Annotated in this window: 18 protein-coding genes, 1 tRNA gene and 1 riboswitch; of the genes, 9 read left to right on the top strand and 10 right to left on the bottom strand. The window is 68.6% G+C overall.

Going from position 1 to position 22,345, the window contains the following annotated elements; translation table 11 throughout:
- Positions 1-38: 38 nt before the first annotated feature.
- Complete coding sequence (locus FS388_RS08690; protein ID WP_146341063.1) at positions 39-1,457, bottom strand: amidohydrolase family protein; 1,419 nt, start codon at positions 1,455-1,457, stop codon at positions 39-41.
- A gap of 196 nt (positions 1,458-1,653) precedes the next feature.
- Here FS388_RS08690 and FS388_RS08685 point away from each other — a divergent pair, with 196 nt between their 5' ends.
- Complete coding sequence (locus tag FS388_RS08685) at positions 1,654-5,397, top strand: molybdopterin cofactor-binding domain-containing protein (protein WP_371708775.1); 3,744 nt, start codon at positions 1,654-1,656, stop codon at positions 5,395-5,397.
- On the opposite strand, the gene FS388_RS08680 is transcribed toward FS388_RS08685, so the two are convergent.
- The 9 genes from FS388_RS08680 to FS388_RS08645 form a co-directional block, all read right to left on the bottom strand.
- Positions 5,394-5,660: a helix-turn-helix domain-containing protein gene (locus FS388_RS08680; RefSeq protein WP_146341061.1), complete on the bottom strand. Its 267-nt coding sequence runs from the start codon at positions 5,658-5,660 to the stop codon at positions 5,394-5,396. The genes FS388_RS08685 and FS388_RS08680 overlap by 4 nt on opposite strands.
- Positions 5,657-7,144 (bottom strand): allantoinase AllB, encoded by a 1,488-nt coding sequence (gene allB, locus FS388_RS08675; RefSeq protein ID WP_146341060.1) that lies wholly within the window; start codon positions 7,142-7,144, stop codon positions 5,657-5,659. Before allB ends, FS388_RS08680 begins: the two co-directional genes overlap by 4 nt.
- Positions 7,145-7,202: 58 nt before the next feature.
- Positions 7,203-8,126, bottom strand: a complete 924-nt coding sequence (pucL, locus tag FS388_RS08670; protein WP_146341059.1) for a factor-independent urate hydroxylase — start codon at positions 8,124-8,126, stop codon at positions 7,203-7,205.
- Between the two features lie 40 nt (positions 8,127-8,166).
- Positions 8,167-8,490 carry a hydroxyisourate hydrolase gene (gene uraH, locus FS388_RS08665; protein ID WP_146341058.1) on the bottom strand — a complete coding sequence of 108 codons (324 nt, stop codon included), beginning with the start codon at positions 8,488-8,490 and terminating at the stop codon, positions 8,167-8,169.
- A 90-nt stretch (positions 8,491-8,580) separates the two neighbouring features.
- On the bottom strand, positions 8,581-9,075 hold the full coding sequence (gene uraD, locus FS388_RS08660) for a 2-oxo-4-hydroxy-4-carboxy-5-ureidoimidazoline decarboxylase (RefSeq protein WP_146341057.1): 495 nt from the start codon (positions 9,073-9,075) through the stop codon (positions 8,581-8,583).
- 27 nt (positions 9,076-9,102) lie between these two features.
- Complete coding sequence (locus tag FS388_RS13070) at positions 9,103-9,249, bottom strand: hypothetical protein (RefSeq protein ID WP_168198664.1); 147 nt, start codon at positions 9,247-9,249, stop codon at positions 9,103-9,105.
- 60 nt (positions 9,250-9,309) lie between these two features.
- Positions 9,310-10,422 (bottom strand): homoserine O-acetyltransferase, encoded by a 1,113-nt coding sequence (locus FS388_RS08655; RefSeq protein WP_146341943.1) that lies wholly within the window; start codon positions 10,420-10,422, stop codon positions 9,310-9,312.
- Positions 10,423-10,494: 72 nt separating this feature from the next.
- Complete coding sequence (locus FS388_RS08650; protein ID WP_146341056.1) at positions 10,495-11,622, bottom strand: PLP-dependent transferase; 1,128 nt, start codon at positions 11,620-11,622, stop codon at positions 10,495-10,497.
- A 70-nt stretch (positions 11,623-11,692) separates the two neighbouring features.
- Positions 11,693-11,809: riboswitch (SAM riboswitch) on the bottom strand.
- A 34-nt stretch (positions 11,810-11,843) separates the two neighbouring features.
- Positions 11,844-13,616, bottom strand: a complete 1,773-nt coding sequence (locus FS388_RS08645; protein ID WP_168198663.1) for an FAD/NAD(P)-binding domain-containing protein — start codon at positions 13,614-13,616, stop codon at positions 11,844-11,846.
- Positions 13,617-13,719: 103 nt separating this feature from the next.
- On the opposite strand from FS388_RS08645, the gene FS388_RS08640 reads away from it, so the two are divergent.
- The 8 genes from FS388_RS08640 (at position 13,720) to FS388_RS08605 (ending at position 22,312) form a co-directional block, all read left to right on the top strand.
- Positions 13,720-13,808 (top strand) — tRNA-Ser (locus tag FS388_RS08640).
- A 119-nt stretch (positions 13,809-13,927) separates the two neighbouring features.
- The gene (locus FS388_RS08635) at positions 13,928-14,926 is read left to right on the top strand and encodes a hypothetical protein (protein ID WP_146341054.1); all 999 of its coding nucleotides are present in this window, start codon (positions 13,928-13,930) and stop codon (positions 14,924-14,926) included.
- 34 nt (positions 14,927-14,960) lie between these two features.
- Positions 14,961-16,055: an acyltransferase gene (locus FS388_RS08630; RefSeq protein ID WP_146341053.1), complete on the top strand. Its 1,095-nt coding sequence runs from the start codon at positions 14,961-14,963 to the stop codon at positions 16,053-16,055.
- Positions 16,052-17,053 carry an acyltransferase family protein gene (locus FS388_RS08625; RefSeq protein WP_168198662.1) on the top strand — a complete coding sequence of 334 codons (1,002 nt, stop codon included), beginning with the start codon at positions 16,052-16,054 and terminating at the stop codon, positions 17,051-17,053. Before FS388_RS08630 ends, FS388_RS08625 begins: the two co-directional genes overlap by 4 nt.
- A gap of 10 nt (positions 17,054-17,063) precedes the next feature.
- Complete coding sequence (locus FS388_RS08620; RefSeq protein WP_146341051.1) at positions 17,064-19,523, top strand: DNA polymerase III subunit gamma and tau; 2,460 nt, start codon at positions 17,064-17,066, stop codon at positions 19,521-19,523.
- An 11-nt stretch (positions 19,524-19,534) separates the two neighbouring features.
- Entirely contained in the window at positions 19,535-20,131 is a 597-nt protein-coding gene (recR, locus tag FS388_RS08615) for a recombination mediator RecR (protein ID WP_146341050.1), read from the top strand.
- A gap of 332 nt (positions 20,132-20,463) precedes the next feature.
- Positions 20,464-21,441, top strand: a complete 978-nt coding sequence (locus tag FS388_RS08610; protein WP_146341049.1) for a transporter substrate-binding domain-containing protein — start codon at positions 20,464-20,466, stop codon at positions 21,439-21,441.
- A gap of 106 nt (positions 21,442-21,547) precedes the next feature.
- Entirely contained in the window at positions 21,548-22,312 is a 765-nt protein-coding gene (locus tag FS388_RS08605) for an amino acid ABC transporter permease (protein WP_146341048.1), read from the top strand.
- Positions 22,313-22,345: the final 33 nt, after the last annotated feature.

The following is a 22,345-nucleotide window of genomic DNA, read 5'->3' as shown; positions in this document are numbered from 1 at the left end:
GCTCCTTCAATGCGGGTGAATGGGGTGGGGTGACGGTCTCAGGAGAGGCCCTGCATGGCTCGCGCTGCGCGGCTGTGGCCGACGATGTTCTCCTCCAGCGCTGCCAGCTGCAGCTCTCCGGAGTCGAGGACGTGCCGTCCGCCGATGAACGTGTGCCAGGCTCTGGCGGGGCCTGAGCGCAGCCAGCCTTCGACCGGGTCGGTGAAGGAGCCCAGCTGTGTGAGCGGCGCGGACTCCCACACGACCAGGTCGGCGCAGTCGCCGGGCCGCAGCCGGCCCAGCTCGTCGTCCCAGCCGAGGTTGGCAGCGCTGCCGCGGGTCGCCATGTTCAGCGCATCCCGTGCTGAGAAGAGCGCCGGGCCGTGCTTGAGCCGGCCCAGCAGCATCGCGCCGCGGGTCTCCTGCCACAGGTCTGCGGAGTCGGCCGAGGCGGACCCGTCGCAGCCGATGCCGATGCTCATGCCCATGCTGCGCAGCGTCTTGGCATCCGCGGCGTCGCCGCACAGGATCATGTTCGAGCTGGGGCACTGGGTCGCGCTCACGCCTGCGGCAGCCAGACGGCGCGACTCCTCCTGGGAGCCGTACACGTAGTGGGCCACCCAGGTGCGGTCGGTGGCCCATCCGACGTCCTCCAGGTACTCCACGGGGCGGCGGCCGTAGACCTCGAGAGCGTAGGTGTCCTCATCCCGGTCCTCGGCCAGGTGGGTGTGCAGCCTCACGTCGTGCTTCTCGGCCAGCAGGGCGGTCTCGCGCATGATGTCCTCTGTCACGGAGAACATCGAGCAGGGCGCCAGCGCCACCCGCGTCATCGCTCCCGGGGAGGGGTCGTGCCACGCCGCAATCAGCCGCTCCGAGTCCTCGAGGATGGTCTCCTCGTCCTGGACCACAGAGGCCGGGGGCAGGCCGCCGTCCTCCACGGAGCGGGTCATGGAGCCCCGGTTGGCCATGAACCGGAATCCGATCTCTTCGACGGCCCTGATCTGCGCGTCGATGAGCCGCGGCTGCGGGTGCACATACATGTGGTCGGAGCTGGTGGTGCATCCGCCCCGGATCAGCTCAGCGGCAGCGATGTAGGTGGAGAGGTACACCGATTCCTGGTCCAGAGCAGCCCATTTGGGGTACAGCGTGGTGAGCCACTGGAAGAGGCTGCCGTTGACCGCAGGCGCATAGGCCCGGGTGAGGTTCTGGTACATGTGGTGATGGGTGTTGATCAGGCCTGGAGTGATCAGCCTGCCCTGCGCATCGACTGTGCGCTGCGCCTGCGGCTGCGGGTCCGCAGCGGCACCGACGCTGTGCACGCGTCCCTGGTCGAGCGCGATCCACCCGCCGTCGATCTCACGGCCAGCATCGTGGGCAGCCTGGACCTGCGTCATCTCGGGGCCTGCGTCTGGGGGCACCTCGCTCGATGCTTCAAGCACCAGGTAGGCGTTGGTGATCAGTGTTTCAACGGCGAACATGACGGCCACGCTATGAAACGCTTGTTTCAGAACACTCTCCTCGCTGTTACATCCGCGTTAAGCCTGAGATTCCGCCCCCGCCGCAGCCGGCGCGTGTAACCGCGCCGTAACGGCAGGCCCCTATGCTGAATGCGCAACGATACGAACGTTTCATTCGCCCCTGCTCCCCCGTCCTGAGGAGGCCGCCGCTGTGGATATGACCAGTGTGAGAGAGCTGCTGCGCACCTCAGAGCCGGACCTCTTCGCCCCCGGAGACGCATGGCTGGCCGGCGGCACGAACCTCTACTCGTACGGATACGACGGGAGGACCGGCCCCCACTACGCCCACGGCCCCCAGCGCCTTCTGGATCTGCACGGGTGCGGGTGGGACGCGCTGCGGTGGCATGCCGGAGACGACGAGCACGCATTCCGCGGCCTCGAGATCGGGGCGACCTGCACTGTCGCCGAGTTCTTCTCCGGCCGCGACGCGGCGGCCCGTCAGGGGGCGCACGTCGATTCTCTGCCCGGTCTGGACCTCATGCGTCCCGCAGCGGAGGCCTTCGTGGCCTCCTGGAAGGTGTGGACGCTCTCGACTGTCGGCGGCAACGTCGCCTCCGCCCTGCCCGCAGGACCCATGACCTCCTGGTTGGCCGGTATGGATGCCGACGCGCTGATCCTCTCCCCCGGGGGCGCACAGCGGACCGTGAAGGTCGCGGATCTCGTCACCGGGGACGGCCGAACGGATCTTGCCGACGCCGACCTGATCCGGGCGTTCTTCATCCACGAGCATGCACTCGTCCGGCCCAGTGCGATGGCCCGGGAGTCCCTGACCCGCTACGGACGCTCCGCGGCTCTGCTGATCGCCTCCCGGACCGCGCAGGGCGTGCGGCTGACGATCACCGCGTCCACACTCCGCCCGGTGACTCTGACGCTCTCCGATCCGGCGAGCGTCTCCGGCGCGATCGAGGCCGCCGTCCCAGACCATATGTGGCTCGACGACGTGCACGGAGCTCCTCAGTGGCGGCGCCAGGCCACCCACCGGCTGGCAGAGGACCTCGTCGCGGATGCGCTCGCCAGGCGCGAGCCCGCTGACGAGCCGCACCCGGGAGCGCTGCCCGCCCCGTCGGGTGCGGCCGCTGCCGCAGCACCCCCCGCCAGCATCACCGTGGATGGGCATGAGCACAGCTTCGACCCCTCCGCCGGCCAGTGCCTGCGCACCTGGCTGCGCGATGTCGGCGCTCACGCGGTCAAGCGCGGCTGCGACGCCGGCGACTGCGGAGCATGCACCGTGCACCTGGACGGCAGGGCGGTTCACTCCTGCATCACGCCGGCCCAGCGCGCAGCCGGCCGCACCGTGACCACCCTGCGCGGCCTCGCGCCCGAGGCCTCCCATCATGCCGCCGCTCACCACGGAACAGCGGAGTTCGCGGCGCTGCGCGAGAAGCTGCACCCCACCCAGCGCGACTTTCTGGAATCGCACGGCTTTCAGTGCGGCTACTGCACAGCAGGGTTCGTGATGACCGCCGCGGCCGAGGACTCCCCCTACGGAGATGACAGCCAGGAGCAGCAGGACCGCAGGTTCAAAGGCAACCTGTGCCGGTGCACCGGATACTGCTCCATCAAGGACGCCCTCGCGGGCAGGCCTCGCGCCACCGAGGACCAGAGCCCCGGGCAGAGCCCAGTCCCCCCAGCCGGGCCTCGGGTGGTGACAGGGACACAGGACTATTCGATGGACGCACCAGCGTCGGATGACGGCGCCGAAGACTTCCCCACGGAGGCGCCGCTCCACGCGGTTCTGGTCCGGTCGCCCCACGCCCATGCTCGAATCCGCGGGATCGACGCTGAGCAGGCGCTCGCCCAGCCCGGGGTCGTCGCTGTGCTGACCCATGAGGACGCCCCGGACTCCTTCTACTCATCCGCGCAGCACGAGCTGGTCTCGGACGACCCGGCCGACACACGAGTGCTGGATCGGACGGTTCGTCATATCGGCCAGCGAGTGGCCGCCGTGGTGGCGGAATCGCGCGCCGAGGCGGAGCGAGCCGCACGGCTGATCGACGTGGACTATGAGCCGCTTCCAGCAGTGTTCGACCCGGCCGACGCGCTCACGCCGGAAGCGCCGACGCTTCATCCTGATCCGGGCTCGGAGCGCACCGATGCCGTCGGCAGCGGCTATTTCCCCATCACTGACCCTGATCGCAATCTCATCGCCGAGATGGAGGCTGCCGAGGGCAACGCCGAGGGTGCGCTGGCATCCGCGGCGCATGCGGTCAGCTTGGACTTTCGCACCCACCGCACCAGCCACGTGGCCCTCGAGACGCACGGAACCCTGGGGTGGATCGACGAGGACGGCCGACTCCTGCTTCGCTCATCGACGCAGGTGCCCTTCCTGGCACGTCGTTCCCTCTGCCGGATCTTCGGGCTGCAGCCGGACCAGCTGAGAGTCTTCGCGCCGCGGGTGGGAGGCGGGTTCGGCTCCAAGCAGGAGGTGCTCACCGAAGACATCGTCGTGCTCATCCTCCAGCGGCTGGCCGCGCGAGGCATCCGCAGGCCGGTGTCGCTCGAGCTCACTCGCACGGAGGCGCTGACGGCCACCACCACCCGCCACCCCTACCGGATGACCTCAGCCGCAGCCGCAGACTCCTCAGGCCGGCTGACCGCCCAGACGCTGCAGGTGCTCTCCGACACCGGCGCATACGGCAACCACGGGCCGGGAGTCATGTTCCACTCCGTGCACGAGTCGATGCAGATCTACTCGACGGCGAACAAGCACGTCAGCGCGCAGGTCGTCTACACCAACAACCCGCCCTCCGGCGCATTCCGCGGGTACGGGCTGAGCCAGACGCTGTTCGCGGTGGACTGCACCATGGATGAGCTGGCCCGCCGGGCCGGGATCGACCCGCTGAGCTTCAAGGCCGCCAACATCATTCAGCACGGGGAGAAGCTCTTCGGCTCGGGAGAGGGAGAGGGAGAGCTCGAGGACGACGTGGAGGTCGACGCCCGCGGTCTGCACCAGTGCGTGGAGATCCTCTGCGCCCGCCTGCGCACAGGGACGCTGACCGAGGCGGAGATCGCACAGTGCGAACAGCGCCTCACCGAGGAGAGGCAGGCCTTGACCGCCGGCGAAGCGTGGGGCGACTGGGCTCTGGGAACCGGCACTGCGGTGTCGATGATCGACACCGCGCCCCCCAACGGGCACCACTCCTCCGCCCAGGTGCGCGCGACCGGCCCGGACGCCTACGAGCTGCACGTCGGGACCGCGGAGTTCGGCAACGGCACCTCGACGGTGCACCGGCAGGTGGTGGCCCAGGCCCTGGGCACCTCGGCTGATCGTGTGCGGCTGCGACAGTCGGACACTGACCTGCTCGGCCATGACACCGGCGCCTTCGCCTCGACGGGCATCACCGTCGGGGTCAAAGCGGCCCACGCCGCGGCCCTGGATCTGCGTGCGAAGCTCGACTCCGGCGAGGACCCGTCCACAGCCGTCGGAACGGGGTCATGGGACGGGACGCCCCGCACCGCAGCGTTCAATGTGCACGGCTTCCGCGTGGCCGTCGACCGGCGCTCCGGAACTTTGGTCATCCTTCAGTCGGTGCAGGCCGCTGACGCCGGCGTGGTCCTCAACGAAGCTCAGGCGCGCGGCCAGGTCGAAGGAGGCGCGGCGCAGGCCATCGGGGCAGCCCTCTTCGAGGAGGTCCGTGTGGACAGCGCCGGCCGCATCGAGACCGACATCCTGCGCAGCTACCACGTGCCCCAGATGGCTGACCTGCCGGCCACCGAGGTGCACTTCGCCGTCTCCGAGGATGCGGTGGGGCCCCTGGGCGCGAAGTCCATGTCGGAGTCTCCCTTCAACCCCGTGGCCCCGGCGCTGGGCAACGCGATCCGCGACGCGGTCGGCATCCGGCTGACCGAGACGCCTTTCTCGAAGGACCGGATCGCCCTGGCCTTGAGCGAAAAGGCCTAGCGGCCCCTGCGCCGGGCCGCCGCCTCTCCGAGCGGCACCAGCTTCTCACCCAGGCCGTAGCTTCGATTGCGCAGCTGGACCGCATAGCCCTTCGCCGTCATCGTCTTCAGCAGCCGATGCGTCGTGGCGGCCGGCAGAGAAGTTCTGGTCGCCAGCTCCGACAGCGTCGCTGAGCCGCCCTGAGACGCGATGACCTCCAGGATCTGAAGCGCTCTGTCAACTGACTGCACCGAGGACCGGCGCGGCACGGGCTCCACGCTCACGAGACCTCCGCCGTTCTCACGCTGGGCGTGTCCGCGTCCGCGGCGCCGGTCCCACCGGCTGCCCCTGCGCTGAGGAGGAACTGGCCCGCACGAGCCAGGGCCGTGGAGGTGTTCTGGGGGCTGAGGACCTCCCGACCGCGGAGGATGGTGCCCACCACGGCTCCTCGGATCTCTCGGCCGGCGTACGCGGTGATCGGGTTCTTGTGCGCCAGCTCGGACGCTGCGACCACGTGGGTCTGCTCGGGGTCATAGATCAGGAAGTCAGCATCCTTGCCCACCGCGATGCTGCCCTTGCGGTCCAGACCCACCAGCTCTGCGGTGCTGGAGGACATCCACCGGCTGACCTGCTCGATCCCGATGCCGCGACGACGCGCCTCATCGGCCACCGCCGCGAAGCCGACCTGCAGGCCCGAGATCCCTCCCCAGGCCTGTGTGAGGTCAGGGGCTCCGCGATACTTCTCCTCACGGGTGGCGGGCGAGTGGTCGGAGACGACCATGTCGATCAGGCCCTCCTGCAGCCCCTGCCACAGGGCGTCCCGGTTGCCGGCATCGCGGATCGGCGGGCAGCACTTGAATTCAGCAGCACCGTCAGGAATCGCCTCGGCCTCGAAGCAGAGGTAGTGGGGGCACGTCTCCACCGTCAGGGGCAGACCTTCGTCCCGGGCGGCCTTGATCACATCGAGAGCCGCTGCCGAGGCCAGGTGGAGGATGTGCGTGCGGCAGCCGGTCTCGCGGACCGCATCGATCAGCCCCTCGACGGCGGTGGTCTCTGCCTCGTGGGGGCGGGTGCTGGCCCAGTCGGCGTACCCGGTCATCCTGCGGACCGGCGAAGGACGCCGGCTCATGACGGCTTCGGTCGCGGTCTTGATCGTCTTGGCATCCTCCGCGTGGACGATCACCAGCCCGCCGAACGAGCGGACCTCCGTCATCGCCTCGCGCAGCTGCCCCGGAGATACAGGAGGGAACTCTTCGACGCCGGAATCCAGCAGGAAGCACTTGAACCCGAAGGCCCCCGCCTCGTGCAGCGGCTTCAGCTCGGCAGTGTTTCCGGGGACGATGCCGCCCCAGAACCCGGTGTCCACGTAGATCTGCGAGGCCGCCGCCTCCTGCTTGATCCTCAGGGATTCGACGTCGACCGTGGGCGGGATCGCGTTGAGCGGCATGTCCACCAGCGCTGTGACTCCGCCCAGAGCGGCTGCCATGGTTCCTGTGGCGAAGCCTTCCCAGTGGGTGCGTCCGGGCTCGTTGATGTGGACGTGGGTGTCCACGTTGCCGGGGAGCACCTGCACCCGCTCCCTGAGGCTGATCAGCCCCTCGGCAGCCTCAGGGCCGCCTTCGCGAACGCGCGCCGCGCGTGAGGCGGCGTCGCCGGGCTGCAGACGGGTGATCCGGGCAGCGGTGCCGTCGGGTGCGATCTCAATGTGGGCCGGGACCAGCTCTCCGTCGAGGAGGACCTGTTCGGCGACCAGGTGGCGGACAGTCATGAGCGGAGCCTAATGAGAATAGGTTTCGGACATGTTGACGGCGTGTTCACGTCCCATGTCAGCAGAACCCGCCGATCCACTCCCAGGCCGCGGGCCGGTGAGGCGCTGAGGCCCGCGTCACCGAGGCGTTCATCAGCCCGTAGGGGAGAACACCGGCCTCGAACACCTCATTGGGATTCTCGAGGCCGAAAGGTTCGAGGTTCACGGCGTAGTGGTGGTTGTTGGGCATCTCGAACCGAATGTCCTCGATCTCCGGAACTGCCTCGAGCACCGCCTTCCCCGCCGCGTAGAGCGTCTGCTGAAGAGACAGGGAGTGAACCAGGGCGAACTGCTCGAGCACCTGCTGCTTGGCCCTCTCATATGCGTCGTCGAAGTCGAAGCTGCTGAGGCTGATGTCGGATGCGTAGAGCCACCGGGCGGTGATGTCGGTGGCCATGATCCGATCGGTGACCTCCGGCAGAGTGGTGTACTCGTCGCGGGGGAACCCGTGGAACTCACTGCCTGTGGACTTCAGCACGGTGAGGTCCTTGAACCCGGCCAGAATGTGGGCGTCGCCGTCCTGGATGGTGACGGCCGCGGTGCGCACCTCCTGCTTGGAGCGTACGAAGCTGTGCGGATGGGGCTCGCCCCGAACGCTGATCCGCTCCCACGGGTAGGAGTCCGCCGTCCAGCGGCCCCCTTCGACCTGGGGCGCGTCCAAGAAGTGCTCGCCCAGAGTGTGGAGGAACTGCTCCGGCGTCGTGATGCCGTGCTTCTTCGCGAAGGCGTACACCGTGTTCTTCTGCGTATCGGTGGCGATGACGCTGGTGTTGTCGCCCTCGGTGTAGCAGCGCTGGTAGTCGCCGCGGAGGAAGCTGGTGACGTTGAGGTCCTGGAGGGTGTGGGTGTCGGCCTCTCGGCTGACCCGGACCACCCGCACCTCGGCTTTGCCGTACTGGTTGGGGCCCAGCACTATGTCGCTGCGGCTGACGAAATCTGACATCGAGGCTCCTGGTGGCTGGGAGGGAGGTGGACGGGCGGGGTCAGCTGCCGCGATACGTCGAATAGGCGAAGGGGCTCAGCAGCAGGGGCACGTGATAGTGCGCGGCATCGCTGACCTGGAAGGCGAGGAGAACTTCGGGAAAGAAGGTCTCCTGATTCCGGGACGCGAAGTACTCCCCTGTGATGAAGCGCAGCCGGTACGTGCCGGGATCCAGTGCCTCTGGCCCCAGCTGGCTGACGCGTCCGTCGGCGTCGGTGACGCCCGCGCCGAGCTGTTCGCCTGCCGCATCCGTCAGGGACACGGCGATTCCGCGGGCCGGGGATCCGGTGGAGCTGTCCAATACGTGAGTCGTGATGAGGCTCATGGGCTCACTCTATGAAACGTGTGTTTCAGCTATGCAACGCAGGCGCTCAGCGTGCCGCTGGGCGGCACGTGCTCTGCCGGGGTGGGCTCTCTAGCTGCGGAGCGACTCTTCGAGCCGCAGCAGCGCGATCTCAGCGAGCTGCTGACGCCTGACCTCGTTCTCCGTCTCGGCGTCGTGCGAGAGCCGACGCTGCAGATGTTCGAGCATCTCCTCTGAGCTGCGGCCCTTGGCGCGGATCAGGAAGATGCGGTCGAACCGTGCTTCGTACTGCCGGTTGGCTTCGATCCAGTCGATGCGGGCCTGCTCATCCGCAGTGAGCTCGCCCTGCTCCCGCCGTGAGGCGGCAGCCTCGGCGTCATCTCCTGAGACCTTCTCACCGATGCGGGGGTGATGCGCCAGGGCGGCGTCCACCTCCTGGTCCGTCCAACCCTCTGCAAGGTCGGCGGCGGTACGGCTGAGCTCGTCGAACGATGCGTAGGGCCGGCGGGCCAGCAGGCCCGCTCTCCACGATGCGACAGGCGCGCACGTGCTCAGCACCTCACCGGCCTGATCGGCCGACGCGTCGTTGAATTCGCTGAGCCTCACGCCACCTCCTGCGGCCGCAAGGCCGGTTCAGTCCTGCTTGTCGTCAGCGGAATCGGGTGTGCCGGCGCTGCTCTTCTTTCGGGGCACCACCGGAATCGCGCCGGTTGCCATGCCGCCCATCGCGACGGGGGCTGATGCCTTGCCGCGCTCGGGCTTCGAGCTCTTGTCAGTCATGTGGGCCACCTTACTTCACAGGGACGAGGGTCTCAGACCGCGCTCCGGATGGTCTCCGGGTCAGAGGGCGAGAGCCTCACGCAGCTCTGCGCCCAGCTGCTCGGGGCTGGTGAGGAAGCCGTCGTGGCCGATGGGCGATGAGATGACGTGGGCCCCGTCTGCGCCGGGCAGCATATCGGCCAGCTCGTGGGACTCGCTGGGGTAGTAGAGCCGGTCAGAGTCGACGGCGACGACGAAGGCGCGGGCCCGGACTCCCGCCAGTGCGGCGCGTGCGCCTCCCCGGCCTCGGCCCACGTCGTGGCTGATGAGCGCCTCGGCCAGCGTCAGGTAGGCGTTGGGGTCGAAGCGGTCGGAGAGCTTCCGACCGTGATAGTCCATATAGGACTCCACCTGGTAGCGGCCCGCCCGCGAGAGGCTCCGAGGGGAGCCGAACGGGTCCTCCGCGCCCTGGCGGGTGCGCCCGAAGCGTTCATGCAGGTCAGCGCCGGTGCGGTAGGTGATGTGCGCGATGCGGCGTGCCAGCTGCAGCCCTGCCTCCGGACGGGGCCCGGCGTAGTAGTCGCCTCCGTGGAAGTGCCGGTCGTTGCGGATGGCAAGGACCTGCGTCTGCCCGAAGGCGATCTGCTCCGCCGTCGAGGCTGCGCCGCACGCGAAGACCCCCACCCCGTCGACCAGGTCGGGGCAGGTCGCAGCCCATTCGAGCGCCCGGGCGCCTCCCATTGACCCCCCGATGACCGCATGCAGCCGCGACACTCCGAGCTGCTCCAGCAGGCGGCGCTCGAGATGCACAGAGTCGCGGATCGTCACAAAGGGAAATCTGGAGCCCCACGGCACCCCGGTGCTGTCCGGTGAGCCGGGGCCGGTCGAGCCGTAGCACCCGCCGACCATCGCCGGGGCGACCACGAACCATGTGCGCGTATCGATCGGCCGACCGGGTCCCACGAGCGACTGCCACCAGCCTGCTTCCGGGTCCTGGCGCGTCGACGCCACATGGGAGTCCCCCGTGAGGGCGTGAGCGACGAGCACAGCATTGTCGCCTGCCGCGTTGAGGGTGCCCCAGGTCTCGTAGGCCAGGGTCACCTCGGGCAGGTGCCCGCCGGTCTCGAAGTCGTAGGCGCCGACCTCGGCGGCGCTCAGCGCGCCGGGCCGGTGGTGGCCGTAGTCGTTGGCCAGAGGGGCAGCCGGCGATCCCGCGCCGCGGCCGGGCGCACCGCCGGCAGAGTTCTGGGTCAGCACATCAACACCTTAGGCCAGGGCTCCCGACGCGGCGTACGCGTCATCGGCGACTGCACACGCTTCCAGCGATGCGTCGAGGTCCGCGATCAGGTCATCAGCATGCTCCAGGCCCACGAACAGCCGCACCATGCCCGGCCGAATGCCGGCAGCATCCCGCTCATGGTCGGCGAGGCGGGCATGGGTGGACCCTGCGGGGTGGTCGGCCAGGGCACGGATGCCGCCGGTGCTCCCGCGCCGGGAAAACACCCGCAGCGCTCGCACAAGCTCTTGAGCGGCCTCGTGCTGCGCCTGCGCGCTTCGGCCTGCCCTGACCTCGAAGGCCAGCGCCGCGCCGACGCCGGCAGGCAGGTAGTCCCGGGCGCGCTCCGCGCATGGGCTGGTCTCCAGTCCGGCGTAGTAGGCACGGTGCACCCCGGGGCGGCCCTGAAGGTGCTCGGCGATCCGCTGGGCGGTCTCGTTCTGCTGGCGGACTCGCGCTGCCAGGGACTCGAGCCCTCGGATCACCTGCTCGGCGACCACGTCGGGCAGCCGCACCTGCTGCGGGTAGCCGGCCGGTGCGCGTGTGAGCTGCTCCCGCGCAGCGGGCTCCACTGTGCCGGCGTCGACGATCACGCCTCCGGCCTGACCGCCGCGTCCGGCGAGCAGATCGAGGCTGGTGTGCACCACAAGATCCGCGCCCTGCTCCACCGGTCTGGCCAGGAAGGGGGTGGCGAGGGTGTTGTCGATGATCAGTGCCGCGTCGGCCTGACGGGCGAGCTCCGAGATCTCGGCGAAGGCGAAGACGTCGCCCCGCGGGTCGGCGATGGTCTCTCCGAGCAGCGCAGCTGTGCTGGGACTCAGGTGGGCGGCCCAGGAGGCGGCGTCGTCGGGATCTTCGACCACCTCGGCGTCGACGCCGTAGCGGGGCAGGAGCGCGACGAAGGTCTCCCGGTTCCCGGCGAACATCGATGGGGTCACCAGGACGCTGGTGCCGGGCTCGGCGACGTGCAGCACGGCAAGTGCCAGGGCGTCGGGCCCGTGCGCGACGGCGCGCGCCTGGTGGCCGGATTCCAGCGAGGCGAGCGTCTGCTCGAGTGCGGGAGTGGGGGCGTCGGTGTCAGCGGCAGCCTGCAGCAGCCGTGTTTCGAATTCGGTCATGAAGGTTCCTCGTGTGTCCTTTAGACCTGCTCCTGCGCAGTCTGCCGATCGAGGCAGAGCGCGCTGGAAAGGTCCGCGCTTGCCGGCCCCGGCCTAGGGGTCGGCCAGGTCATCACCCGGGGCACCCCACCGCGAACTGGAGGGTTGCCGGCCAGCAAACCGGGGTTTGACGCTGGCACTCTTGACCTTGTCCCAAGTGTGCCGGAACCAGGCGGCGACATTCAAGTGCGGTGCGCGAGGTCCATCACGTGAGCAGCCGCAGCCTCTGCGTCGGCCAGAGTGCTCGCCGTGGTGCGCGGGTCGCCTCCGGTCTCGGCAGCGATGGCCGTGCCCCACTGGGCGGAGGACAGCTGCAGGCCGAGGACGTGGATCGGCTGGACCTCGCCGGCGGTGCTCAGAAGGCGATGGGGGCTGGGGCTGACGTCGAAGCCCTTGTGCTCGGCACCTGCCAGCACGGCGGGCCGCGCTTCTCCGCTGCGCAGCAGCGTCCGGATCAGGGGCTCATCCGCCTGTCCCACACGGTTGGGCGGCATCATCGCTTCGATCAGGTGCGAGGCGGTGTGCTGCACGTCGGGCACCTGCGGGGATCGGGCTGCGAACAGCCCGGCGGAGGAGTCCACGGCGAAGATCGGGCTGGGACCGAGCACCTCGATGAGGCCTGCCCGTACCAGGGCCGCCATCTCCTCGGTCCGCTGGACGGGGGCGCCGGACGCGAGGCCTTCGGAGAGGGGCTCGAACCACGGCTCGATCTGCGCGGTCCGGCTGGCTTCGTCGACGAGGCCCTCCGTGAGCACCGCCTTGAGCGCGAACCGCGCAGCGTGGAGCGTCTTCACAGCAAGCTTCTCGGGGGATCCCTCGGCGGCCGCCGAGGAGGCGGCGTCCTGCTCCAGCCAGTCGAGCACGGCGGCGCGGTGCTCGTCCCGGTCGGAGAATCGACGACCGTGGAAGGGGGCTGCGTAGGCCCTGGGGTCGAAGGTGCCCGCCCCGCCGAAGGAGCTGTAGGTGGCCTGGACGTCGGCCATGATCAGCGGAAGCAGGTGCTCTTCGAAGTCGAGTGGTCCGTGCTGCTGGGCCAGTCCGCGCACGGCCTCTGGGCTGAAATGGGTCAGCGCCGTGCCCTCAGGCAGAAATCCCGGGGCCGTGGTCTTGGACCGGTATGGGGTTCCTCGCCGCGCACCGGCGATGAGGCGCGGCTCCTCCCCGGAGGCGATGTACTCCAGCTGCTGGCCCGGAGCGGCGCCCGGGCGGGTGCGGAACCGGCCTCCCCGCCCGACGGTGACGGCGATCATGAGGTCGAAGAAGTTCAGCCCCATGCCTCGCACCAGAATGGGGGCGGCGGCTGGGAGCGCGTCCAGATCCACGTCGGTGGGGATCGCCGGCGGCTGATAGTGGAGCCCATGGCCGGACGCGGAATCGGCGAGCGCGGCCCGCATCGGGTCTGCGCTGAGGTCGGCGGGCACGTGGCCGAGGCTGAGAACGGCTGCGTCCACCGTGTCGAGGCGGTCCTGCAGCTGGAGGGTGACGGCGCGTGCTGGGGCTTCGCAGGCGAGGCTGAGGATGCGCTGGTGCACGCGGTCGACGGTGACGCCGGCTCCTTCGAGAGCTTCGACGACGCGGTGGTGCAGCCACGTCAGGTACTGCCCGTATTCGCTGCGGGAGGGAAACCATGTGCCGGCTGCGTCTCTGACGTCGCGGTCTGCCCCGTGCTGGGTCCACCACTGCAGAAAGCTGGCCGAGCATGAGGAGGCGGCCAGCCTCTCCTGGGTTCCTGCGACGGGCGCCGCGGTGGGAAAGGCTGCCGGGGTGTTCATGAGGTAGAGGGGGGACTGAGCGGGATCCCACACTCTGCCTGCCCCGTGGGGCGCAGGATCCGCCACGACGACGCGCAGGCCGCGGGCGGGCAGCCCTGTGCTCTCGACGCGGGCGAGGAGGCGCTCCAGGAAGGAGGTCCCGCGGGGTCCTGCCCCGACGACGGCGATCGCGTACTCAGTCACAGGGCACCACCTTAGTGCGGGGAAGGGGCGTGCTTTGCTCCATGGAGTCACGACCGCTACCCTGGATAGGCACGGATGCCGGGAGACCGGCGCCTGATGCGAAGGAGGCGTGCCGGAGCGGCCGAACGGACTTCACTGCTAATGAAGGATCCCCTTAACCGGGGATCGGGGGTTCAAATCCCCCCGCCTCCGCTCTTCACCCCGTCTGTCTGCGGCCAGCGCCCAGCCAGGCGGGGTTTTCATCATGGACCGTCTCCAGTGATGGTCCTCCCGCTAGCCCCACACCGATCACCTCGTACGACTGGAGCCCTGTGCCCCCTCTGAAGACTCAGGAAGACCTCGACCAGGTCAAAGGCTTTCTGCGCGCAGAAGGGATCAAGCCGGGAACGGGCAACGCGCTCATCGTCCATGAGGCCCTGAGCAGGGGGCTGAGGGTGACGGGATCACCACGGGGCAGAGCTGTCATCTCGGAGGGTGCGGGCGCCTCATTCCACTGGCGCAACGGCGTCTCGAACATCAACCATCGGCTGGCCCGGCAGATCGTTCCGCAGAAGGAGGTGGTCAGCCGCATTCTGCGCGCATCCGGCGTCAGCGCCGGCGAGAACGCCGTGTTCAGCCCCTCGGATGCGGAGCGCGCGTGGGCGTGGGCCCGCTTCGCCTCCCCCTTGGTCGTCAAGCCCTTCAACGCCTCCCAGGGACGCGGTGTCCACATAGGGATAGAGACGCGGGAGAGGTTCATCGAGGCGTTCACCTCGGTCGGCGAGCAGTACGGCGAGGTTCTCGTGGAGAACTTCCTGCCCGGCACCGAGCATCGCGCCCTGGTGGTCGACAATTTGCTGGTGGCCGTGACACGCCGCGTGCCCGCCCACGTGGTCGGAGACGGCGCATCCACCGTCGAGGAGCTGATCGCTGCGAAGAACCGCCGCCGAGGCCTCATCCACAAGCCCCTCAGGACGGATGACTCCGCCCGCGCGAATCTTCAGCAGGATGGTCTCAGTCCGGCATCAGTCCCCTCCGAGGGCCAGACTGCTCATCTTCGCAGGACGAGCAACCTGCACACGGGCGGAGACGCGATCGACGCCACCGATGAGCTCCACGACGGCGAGCGCGAGTTCATCGAGAAAGCAGCACGAGCCATACCGGGTCTGCGGGTGGCCGGCTTCGACGTGCTCCTTCCCCGAGGCGAGGACGACGGGGAGCCGGCGATCCTCGAGGTGAACCCGTTTCCCATGATTTCGATGCACCACTTTCCCGCCGAGGGGCAGTCGCGGGACGCCGCCGGGTCGATCGTCCGGGCGATGTTCCCGTGAGGCGCTCCTTCCAGGTCGCGCTAAGCTTGGCCTGATGCGAGAGGGAGCTTCCGCCGCGACGGCGCGCGCGGGCACGGACGCGCCGGCCGGCCCCCGGATGGACTGGATGGATGCGCTGCGCGGCGTCGCAGTGCTGCTCGTCGTTGTTCTCCATGCCGCGGGGATTCCACGGGCCAACGGCGCAGGCATCGAGGCCTGGACCGAGCTAAACATGTACCTCGAGCCCTTCCGGATGCCGCTGCTGATGTTCCTCTCCGGCATGCTGCTGCCCCGCTCGCTGTCGAAACCCGTATCCCACTACCTGTGGGGCAAATTCGCGGCCATCGTGTGGCCCCTGGCGCTGTGGCTGGTCAGCTTCGGCGTGCTGATCTACCACGGGGGCCCCGGTGATCTCAGCTACTGGCTCAACGGCGACTACCTCTGGTTCCTGATGGCCCTGGTGCTCTGCTACGCCGCCGCGCTGGCGCTGAGACCAGGCACCACCGCCTTAGCAGCGTGGATGCTGCCCGCCTGCGCAGCGCTCATCGGTGGCCTCATGCTCGTCGTGCGGCATGCTGAGCTGACCGATCTTCTCCTGCTCAACCGCACCCTGTACTACGGGGCGTTCTTCTTCCTCGGCGCAGCGGCAGTGCGCCTGGTGAACCGCTGGGTGAAGGCCCCGGTCGCCGTCGTGATGGTGCTTGCCGTCTATGCGGGGACCATGTCGCATCTGGCCGTCGACGACCGCGCCCTCAGGCTCGGCTCCCTCTACGCTGCCCCCACCGCCCTGGCCGGGATCGCCGTTGCCCTGTGGGTCGCCCCGCGCATCTGCCGCCTTCGGATGATGCCCGACGCGCTCCTTGACTTCCTCACGTGGTGCGGACGGAATTCGATCGTCATCTACGTGGCCCACTTTCCCGTCATCATTCTGATCCACCGGCTCATGCGCGAGCTGGGCGCCTCCCCTCTGGCCTACGTGACCGCATGCACCGTCGGCGGACTCATCATCACTCTGCTCATCGCCGCCGCCAGGCCGTGGACCCCGTGGCTCTACGTCTTCCCCCGCGCCGCGGTCGTCAGCGCACGGCTCTCCGCACGCTCCGCGGCGCGGGCCTCCGAGACCCCCGCGCCCACGCTCCCCCCTCGATGACGCGTCCGGCAGCCGACGCGCAGGCCGCTCGGGGCACCGACACCCGGATGCGCTGGATGGACATGCTGCGCGGGCTCGCCGTCCTTCTGGTGGTCGTCCTGCACGCCGCAGACATCCCGATGTCCAACGACAGCGGGAGCCGGGAATGGTCGCACATCAACCGGTACTTCGAACCGTTCCGCATGCCGCTGCTGATGCTGCTCTCCGGCATGCTGCTTCCCCGGGCGCTGTCCAAGCCCGTCTCCCACTACGCGACGGGGAAGCTCGCGGCAGTCGTGTGGCCCTGGGCCCTGTGGATGGTCGGGTACGGGGTCCTGGTGCACCACGCGGGGCCCGGCAATCCCGACTACTGGCTCACCGGGGGCAGCTACCTGTGGTTCTTGGGCGTGCTGACCATGTGCTACGCCGTGGGCCTCCTCTTCAAGCGGGGCGTCTCCCACCCTCACGTGCTGCTCATCGGCGCGCCGATGCTGGGGGTGACGATGCTGACGCTGCGTCACGTCACTGACTGGGACCTCACCCTCATCAACCGATTCCTCTACTACGGAGCCTTCTTCTTCCTGGGCGCGGCCCTGACTCATCTCGTCATCAGATGGGCTCGGGCGCCGTGGCCTGTGATCCTCCTGCTCGCCGCACCGGCGGCCGCACTCTCCCATCTGGGGGTCTCCGAGGTGCAGCTGAGGTTCGGCACGCTGTACTCGGCCGCCACGGCCGTCCTGGGCCTGGCCGTGCTGCTCTGGGCCGCACCCCGGCTCTACCGCTATCGCCTCCTCCCCCAGCCGCTGCTGAGGCTGCTGGAGTGGTCGGGGCGGAACTCCATCGTCATCTACGTGGTGCACATGCCTGCGGTGGTCCTCACCCACCGCCTGCTGAGCGCCTCTGATCTGGAGCCCTTCGCCCACGTCGGGCTGGTCACGGCGGCAGGCTTGGGAATCTCTCTGCTGGCAGCGCGGCTGCGCCCGTGGACGGGATGGCTCTATATGTTCCCGCGCAGGTAAGGTCTTCGTCGTGACCACTGCCCTGTACCGCCGCTACCGGCCCGACACCTTCGCCGACGTCATCGGGCAGGAGCACGTCACCGCTCCGCTGGTCACCGCACTGGACAAAGACTCCGTCTCTCACGCCTACCTCTTCTCAGGGCCGCGCGGCTGCGGAAAGACCACCTCGGCCCGCATCCTGGCACGGTGCCTGAACTGCGCCCAGGGCCCCACCGGGACACCGTGCGGCGAATGCGACTCGTGCCGCGAACTGGCCACCGGCGGTGCAGGGGCCCTCGACGTCATCGAGATCGACGCGGCCTCGCACGGCGGCGTCGACGATGCCCGGGACCTGCGCGAGCGGGCCACCTTCGCCCCGGTGCGCGACCGCTACAAGATCTTCATCATCGATGAGGCGCATATGGTCACCGCAGCAGGGTTCAACGCGCTGCTGAAGATCGTCGAAGAGCCTCCGGAGCACATCAAATTCATCTTCGCGACCACCGAGCCTGACAAGGTCATCGGCACGATCCGTTCGCGCACCCACCACTACCCGTTCCGCCTCGTTCCGCCGGAGCCGCTGCTCACCTACCTGGAGCGCCTGTGCTCCTCGGAGGGCGTCGCCGCAGCGCCCGGTGTGCTGCAGCTGGTGCTGCGCGCTGGAGGCGGCTCAGTGCGGGACACCCTGTCCGTCCTGGACCAGCTCATCGCCGGCTCCGGGCCAGAGGGCATCGCCTACGACCGGGCCGCCGCACTGCTGGGCTTCACCCATGCTGCGCTGCTGGACCAGGTGATCGACTCCGTGGCCGATCTCAACGGCGCCCGCGCCTTCGAGGTCGTGGACCAGGTGGTGCAGTCCGGGCAGGACCCCCGACGGTTCGTCGAAGACCTCCTGGAGCGCATCCGCGATCTCATCGTGGTGAAGTCCATGCCGGAGAGCCCCGGGGCGATCCTTCGGGGCACACCGGAGGATCAGATTCGTGTGATGGTGGCACAGGCGGCGAAGGTCGGACCCGGTGAGCTCTCACGGGCCGCCGACACCACTGCCGCGGCCCTGACGGAGATGGTGGGCGCCACGTCTCCGCGCCTGCACCTGGAGCTGCTGATGGCTCGGCTGCTCCTGCCCCACGCCGAGTCCGGCCATGCGTCCCTGGCAGCACGGCTGGAGCGCCTGGAGCGCCGCATGGACTTCACCTCAGGGGCAGGCTCCACTCCGCCGGCCGAGGCGCCGCCCGCAGACGCCGAGGCGTCGCCGGCTGCGGCCGTCGAATCGCAGACTCCCCCCGAACCGGCGACGCCCGCCCCCGCAGAGCCGGCACCCGCACCGACCCCGCGCGCAGACGACGGCTGGGCCGCGCCCGGCGTCACCTGGGGCACTCCCTCCGAACCGGAGCCCGCATCAGCGCAGCCTGAGCCCGCCCCTGAGAAGCCCGAGCGAGCACAGTCCGGGCCAGCGCAGCCCGGTCCGCCGGCGTCGGCACCCTCACCGGAGCCTGCGGCACCTGCGCCCCCGACACCCGCTCCGGCCTCAGCCCCGGGGCAGACCCCGTCCCACCCCGAGAGCCAGTCGGGGACGAATTCCAGCCAGATGATGCAGCGCGCCTGGCCGGACATCGTCGAGGCCATGAAGTCGAGATCCCGGATGCTGTGGATGCTGGTCAAGGGCAATGTGACCGTCGGCGGATTCGACGGCCAGACCCTCACGCTCAGCTTCGCCAACGACGGAGCCCGCAATACGTTCGCCAACCGAGGCGGCAAGGACACACTCACCGAGGCCATCCATCAGGTCCTGGGCATGCAGGTCACGCTGGATCTCGCCACAGGCGGTGGGGCGCCCCCAAAAGCTGAGGGCCGGCGCCCTCAGCAGCCGGCCGATCCCGCACCGCAGGCCAGCGACGACGATCACGCTCCCGCTTCCAGCGCGACGCATCCGCCCAGCCCTGCACCCTCTGATGAGTCCCCGCAGTGGGCTCCGCCCCAAGAGCCGCCGCCTGATGAGGAACCGCCCCATGATGCCTGGCAGCCGGGGCCCGAGGAGCAGAGCTGGCAGACGCAGCCTGAGCACGCGCCGCAGGAGGCCGCACGACCCCGCGTTCCGGAGAAGCCCGTCATACCGGCCTTCGCCCGGCGATCCCAGGCCGCACCGGCCTCCCAGCCGCGGACGGACGGACTGGAGGACGTCGACGATACGCCGCCCCCGGAGCCGCCGGCCCCTGCCCCCCATCCGGAGGAGCCTGAGGATCCCGCCGCACCCCCGCCGGACTGGGCAGAGGCCGCACCCCCTCCCCTCGAGCCCGTCGCACTGACCTCCCGGCCTGTGTCGCCGCAGCGCGCGTCACGGTGGGCCGGTCCTGAGGACCCTGAGGAGGACGTCCCCAGCGAGGATGATGAAGAGATCATGCATTCGGGCGTCTTCGGCCGGCGTGCCATCGAGCGGCTCCTCGGCGGCACGCTCATCGAGGAGCGGCGCCTCGGCGCCGAGGGGCACTAAGGTGACTAGCTGTGTATGAAGGCGCGGTCCAGGACCTGATCGATGAGCTCGGCCGGCTGCCCGGCATCGGTCCCAAGTCTGCCCAGCGGGTGGCATTCCACATTCTCGAGGCCGACGCCGAGGACATGAAGCGCCTGGCGGCCGCGATCAGCACCGTCAAGGACAAGGTGAAGTTCTGCGAAATCTGCTTCAACGTCTCCGAGGAGACGAGATGCCGAATCTGCCAGGACGAACGGCGCGACGGCTCCGTGCTCTGCGTGGTCGAGGAGTCCAAAGACGTCATGGCGATCGAGCGCACCCGCAGCTTCCGAGGGCTCTATCACGTGCTCGGCGGCTCGATTAACCCGATCGCCGGCGTAGGCCCTGATCAGCTGCATATCCGCGAGCTTCTCACCCGACTGTCGGACGAGAGGGTCCAGGAAGTCATCATCGCCACAGACCCCAACCTTGAGGGTGAGGCCACCGCCACCTATTTGGTGCGCATGCTGGGGGCAGTGGGCATCAGGATCACCCGTCTGGCCTCCGGACTGCCGGTCGGCGGGGATCTCGAATATGCCGACGACGTCACCCTGGGACGGGCTTTCGAAGGCCGCCGAAGCGTCATCTGAGCGGCCGTCCCAGCGTCCGTTCGTCACCCGCACGGGGCCGCTCAGAAGAATTAATTCAAACGTAATTGTCATATTCGGCCTGAAAAAGCTTCTTCATTTTCTTCTGCGGCGGATCGCGCTTCTGACTAAGGCAGCGGAGATCAGCGTCGATATTCTCCCTCTTTTTCCAAGAGGTTACGGCGAACACAAACTGAGGCTCTCACCAGGCCATCACAGTTTTTCCGCGCATTCTTTGGACGTAGTGTGATCTGCATCCCAAGCCGAGCCGCGGATGCCGCGCTCGGCACGGACACTTGCACCGGCACCAACAGAAGAGAACTGAGGTACTACCGATGGACTCCAACACACCCCTGCTGCGCGTCACCGCCTTCAGCGCTGCGGCGCTCCTGGTCCTGACCGCATGCGGCGACAACGGTGACGATGACACAGACGTCGACGAGGGCAACGGCGCCGACGTTGAGACAGACGAGACAGAGGACGACGCCGAGGCCGGTGACGATGCCGAAGCCGGCGACGACGGCGATGCTGAAGCCGGGGAGGGCGACGGTGAAGAGCTGACGGTCGCACTCTTCGGCGAAGAGCCCTACTCGTGGCTCGACGAGGAGAGCGGCGAGCCCACCGGCGCCACCATTGCAGTTGCCGAAGAGATCTTCGGCGAGCGCATGGGCTATGACCTGAACATCGTGGAGGAGCCCGAATGGGGCAACCTCATCCCCGGACTGGCCGCCGGCCAGTGGGACGTCGTCTCTGCGGGGATGTCCATCAACGAGGAGCGCTGCGCAGAAGCCGCCTTCGGCGAGCCGGAGCTTGTGTACACCACCGCGTTCCTCGTGGAGGAGGGAAATTCGGAAGGGCTGGAGACCTTCGAGGACCTGGAAGGGTCTGACCTCGACGTCATCGCCCTCTCGGGAGCAGTCGAGTCCGGCTGGATGGATGAGATGGACATCGACCACGACACGGTCGACAACGCCCAGGACGGCATCGACTTCGTCGAGGGCGGCGCCGCAGATGTGTTCGCACTCACCGCCGCATCGCTTGAGGCTATGGCAGGAGACATCGACGGCCTGGAGGTGACCGAATCCTTCGAACACGAGCTCTCCGTCGGTGCGCACACCTTCCGCCTTGAGGATGAGGAGATGGTCGAGGAGTTCAACGAGAACCTCGACGAGCTCATGGACTCCGGGGAGTACCTGGACCTCGTCTCTGAGTTCGGCTTCTCTGAGGACCAGATGCCGCCCAGCGGCCTCACCGCCCAGGAGCTCTGCGAGGAAGACCCAGAAGAGCTCGCTGACGAGTACCTGGAGGACTGAGCCTCCCTCTCATGCTGCATGCGGCCAGCCCCACGTGGGGCTGGCCGCACCGGCGTCGCATCACGCCATCACATCGCACCGCCGAAGAATCTGAGGGGAGCAGACGGTGGAATTCTTCGAAGACTGGCCCGACTACTTCCAAGTCGGGCTCAACTGGTCCGAGCGTCTGCTCGAAGGCCTCTGGACCACCGTGCAGCTCACCATCTACGGGGGGCTGCTCGCATTCATCATCGCCGTAGTCCTGGGGCTCATGGCAGGCAGCCCGAGCCTGCCGCTGCGCGCTCCGGCGCGCGTGCTCATCGAGTTCTTCCGCGGCATCTCTCTGGTGGTGCTGCTGTTCCTGCTGATGTACGTGCTCCCGCAGTTCTGGATGCGCAGCCCTGACCTGCCCTTCCGCGACCTGGTCTACAACACCTTCCTGCTCGGAGTGGTTGCGCTGGGCCTCAACTACGGTGCCTACGGCGCTGAGGCTGTCCGCGCCTCGCTGACCAGTGTGGCCGCAGGCCAGTGGGAGGCGACCACCGCGCTGTCGATGTCCTGGGCGCACAAGATGCGCCGCATCATCTTTCCGCAGGCGTGGGCGCTGATGCTCCCCTCACTGACCAACCTGTGGGTGCACCTGCTCAAGGGCAGCGCGATCGCATACATCATCCCCCATGTCAGCGACTTCACCGCTGCCCTGAACCAGCTCCGGCGACCCACCGACATCTGGTTCTCACACGCCTTCATCGGCCTGGTGGTCTACTTCGTCCTCGCGCTGATCATCACCCTCTTCATGCAGATGCTCGAGGCCCGAGCCAAGCATCGCCTGGGCCGCGGCCCCTCCATCCGGGAGATCCTCTCCCCCGCACCGAAGGCGGCGGTTCGATGATTCTCAGTAGCATCCGCGCCGCCGAAGTCGACG

Origin of the sequence: Nesterenkonia sp. NBAIMH1, assembly GCF_007922635.1 — a bacterium.
GTDB lineage: Bacteria > Actinomycetota > Actinomycetes > Actinomycetales > Micrococcaceae > Nesterenkonia > Nesterenkonia pannonica.
This window is presented reverse-complemented; position numbering and strand designations above follow the sequence as displayed.

Excerpts from the sequence above, each read along its gene's own strand:
- FS388_RS08690 (WP_146341063.1), bottom strand. The coding sequence starts at position 1,457 with ATGTTCGCCGTTGAAACACTGATCACCAACGCCTACCTGGTGCTTGAA.
- FS388_RS08685 (WP_371708775.1), top strand. The coding sequence starts at position 1,654 with ATGACCAGTGTGAGAGAGCTGCTGCGCACCTCAGAGCCGGACCTCTTC.
- allB (WP_146341060.1), bottom strand. The coding sequence starts at position 7,144 with ATGACTGTCCGCCACCTGGTCGCCGAACAGGTCCTCCTCGACGGAGAG.
- pucL (WP_146341059.1), bottom strand. The coding sequence starts at position 8,126 with ATGTCAGATTTCGTCAGCCGCAGCGACATAGTGCTGGGCCCCAACCAG.
- uraH (WP_146341058.1), bottom strand. The coding sequence starts at position 8,490 with ATGAGCCTCATCACGACTCACGTATTGGACAGCTCCACCGGATCCCCG.
- FS388_RS13070 (WP_168198664.1), bottom strand. The coding sequence starts at position 9,249 with ATGACTGACAAGAGCTCGAAGCCCGAGCGCGGCAAGGCATCAGCCCCC.
- FS388_RS08650 (WP_146341056.1), bottom strand. The coding sequence starts at position 11,622 with ATGACCGAATTCGAAACACGGCTGCTGCAGGCTGCCGCTGACACCGAC.
- FS388_RS08630 (WP_146341053.1), top strand. The coding sequence starts at position 14,961 with ATGCGAGAGGGAGCTTCCGCCGCGACGGCGCGCGCGGGCACGGACGCG.
- FS388_RS08625 (WP_168198662.1), top strand. The coding sequence starts at position 16,052 with ATGACGCGTCCGGCAGCCGACGCGCAGGCCGCTCGGGGCACCGACACC.
- FS388_RS08610 (WP_146341049.1), top strand. The coding sequence starts at position 20,464 with ATGGACTCCAACACACCCCTGCTGCGCGTCACCGCCTTCAGCGCTGCG.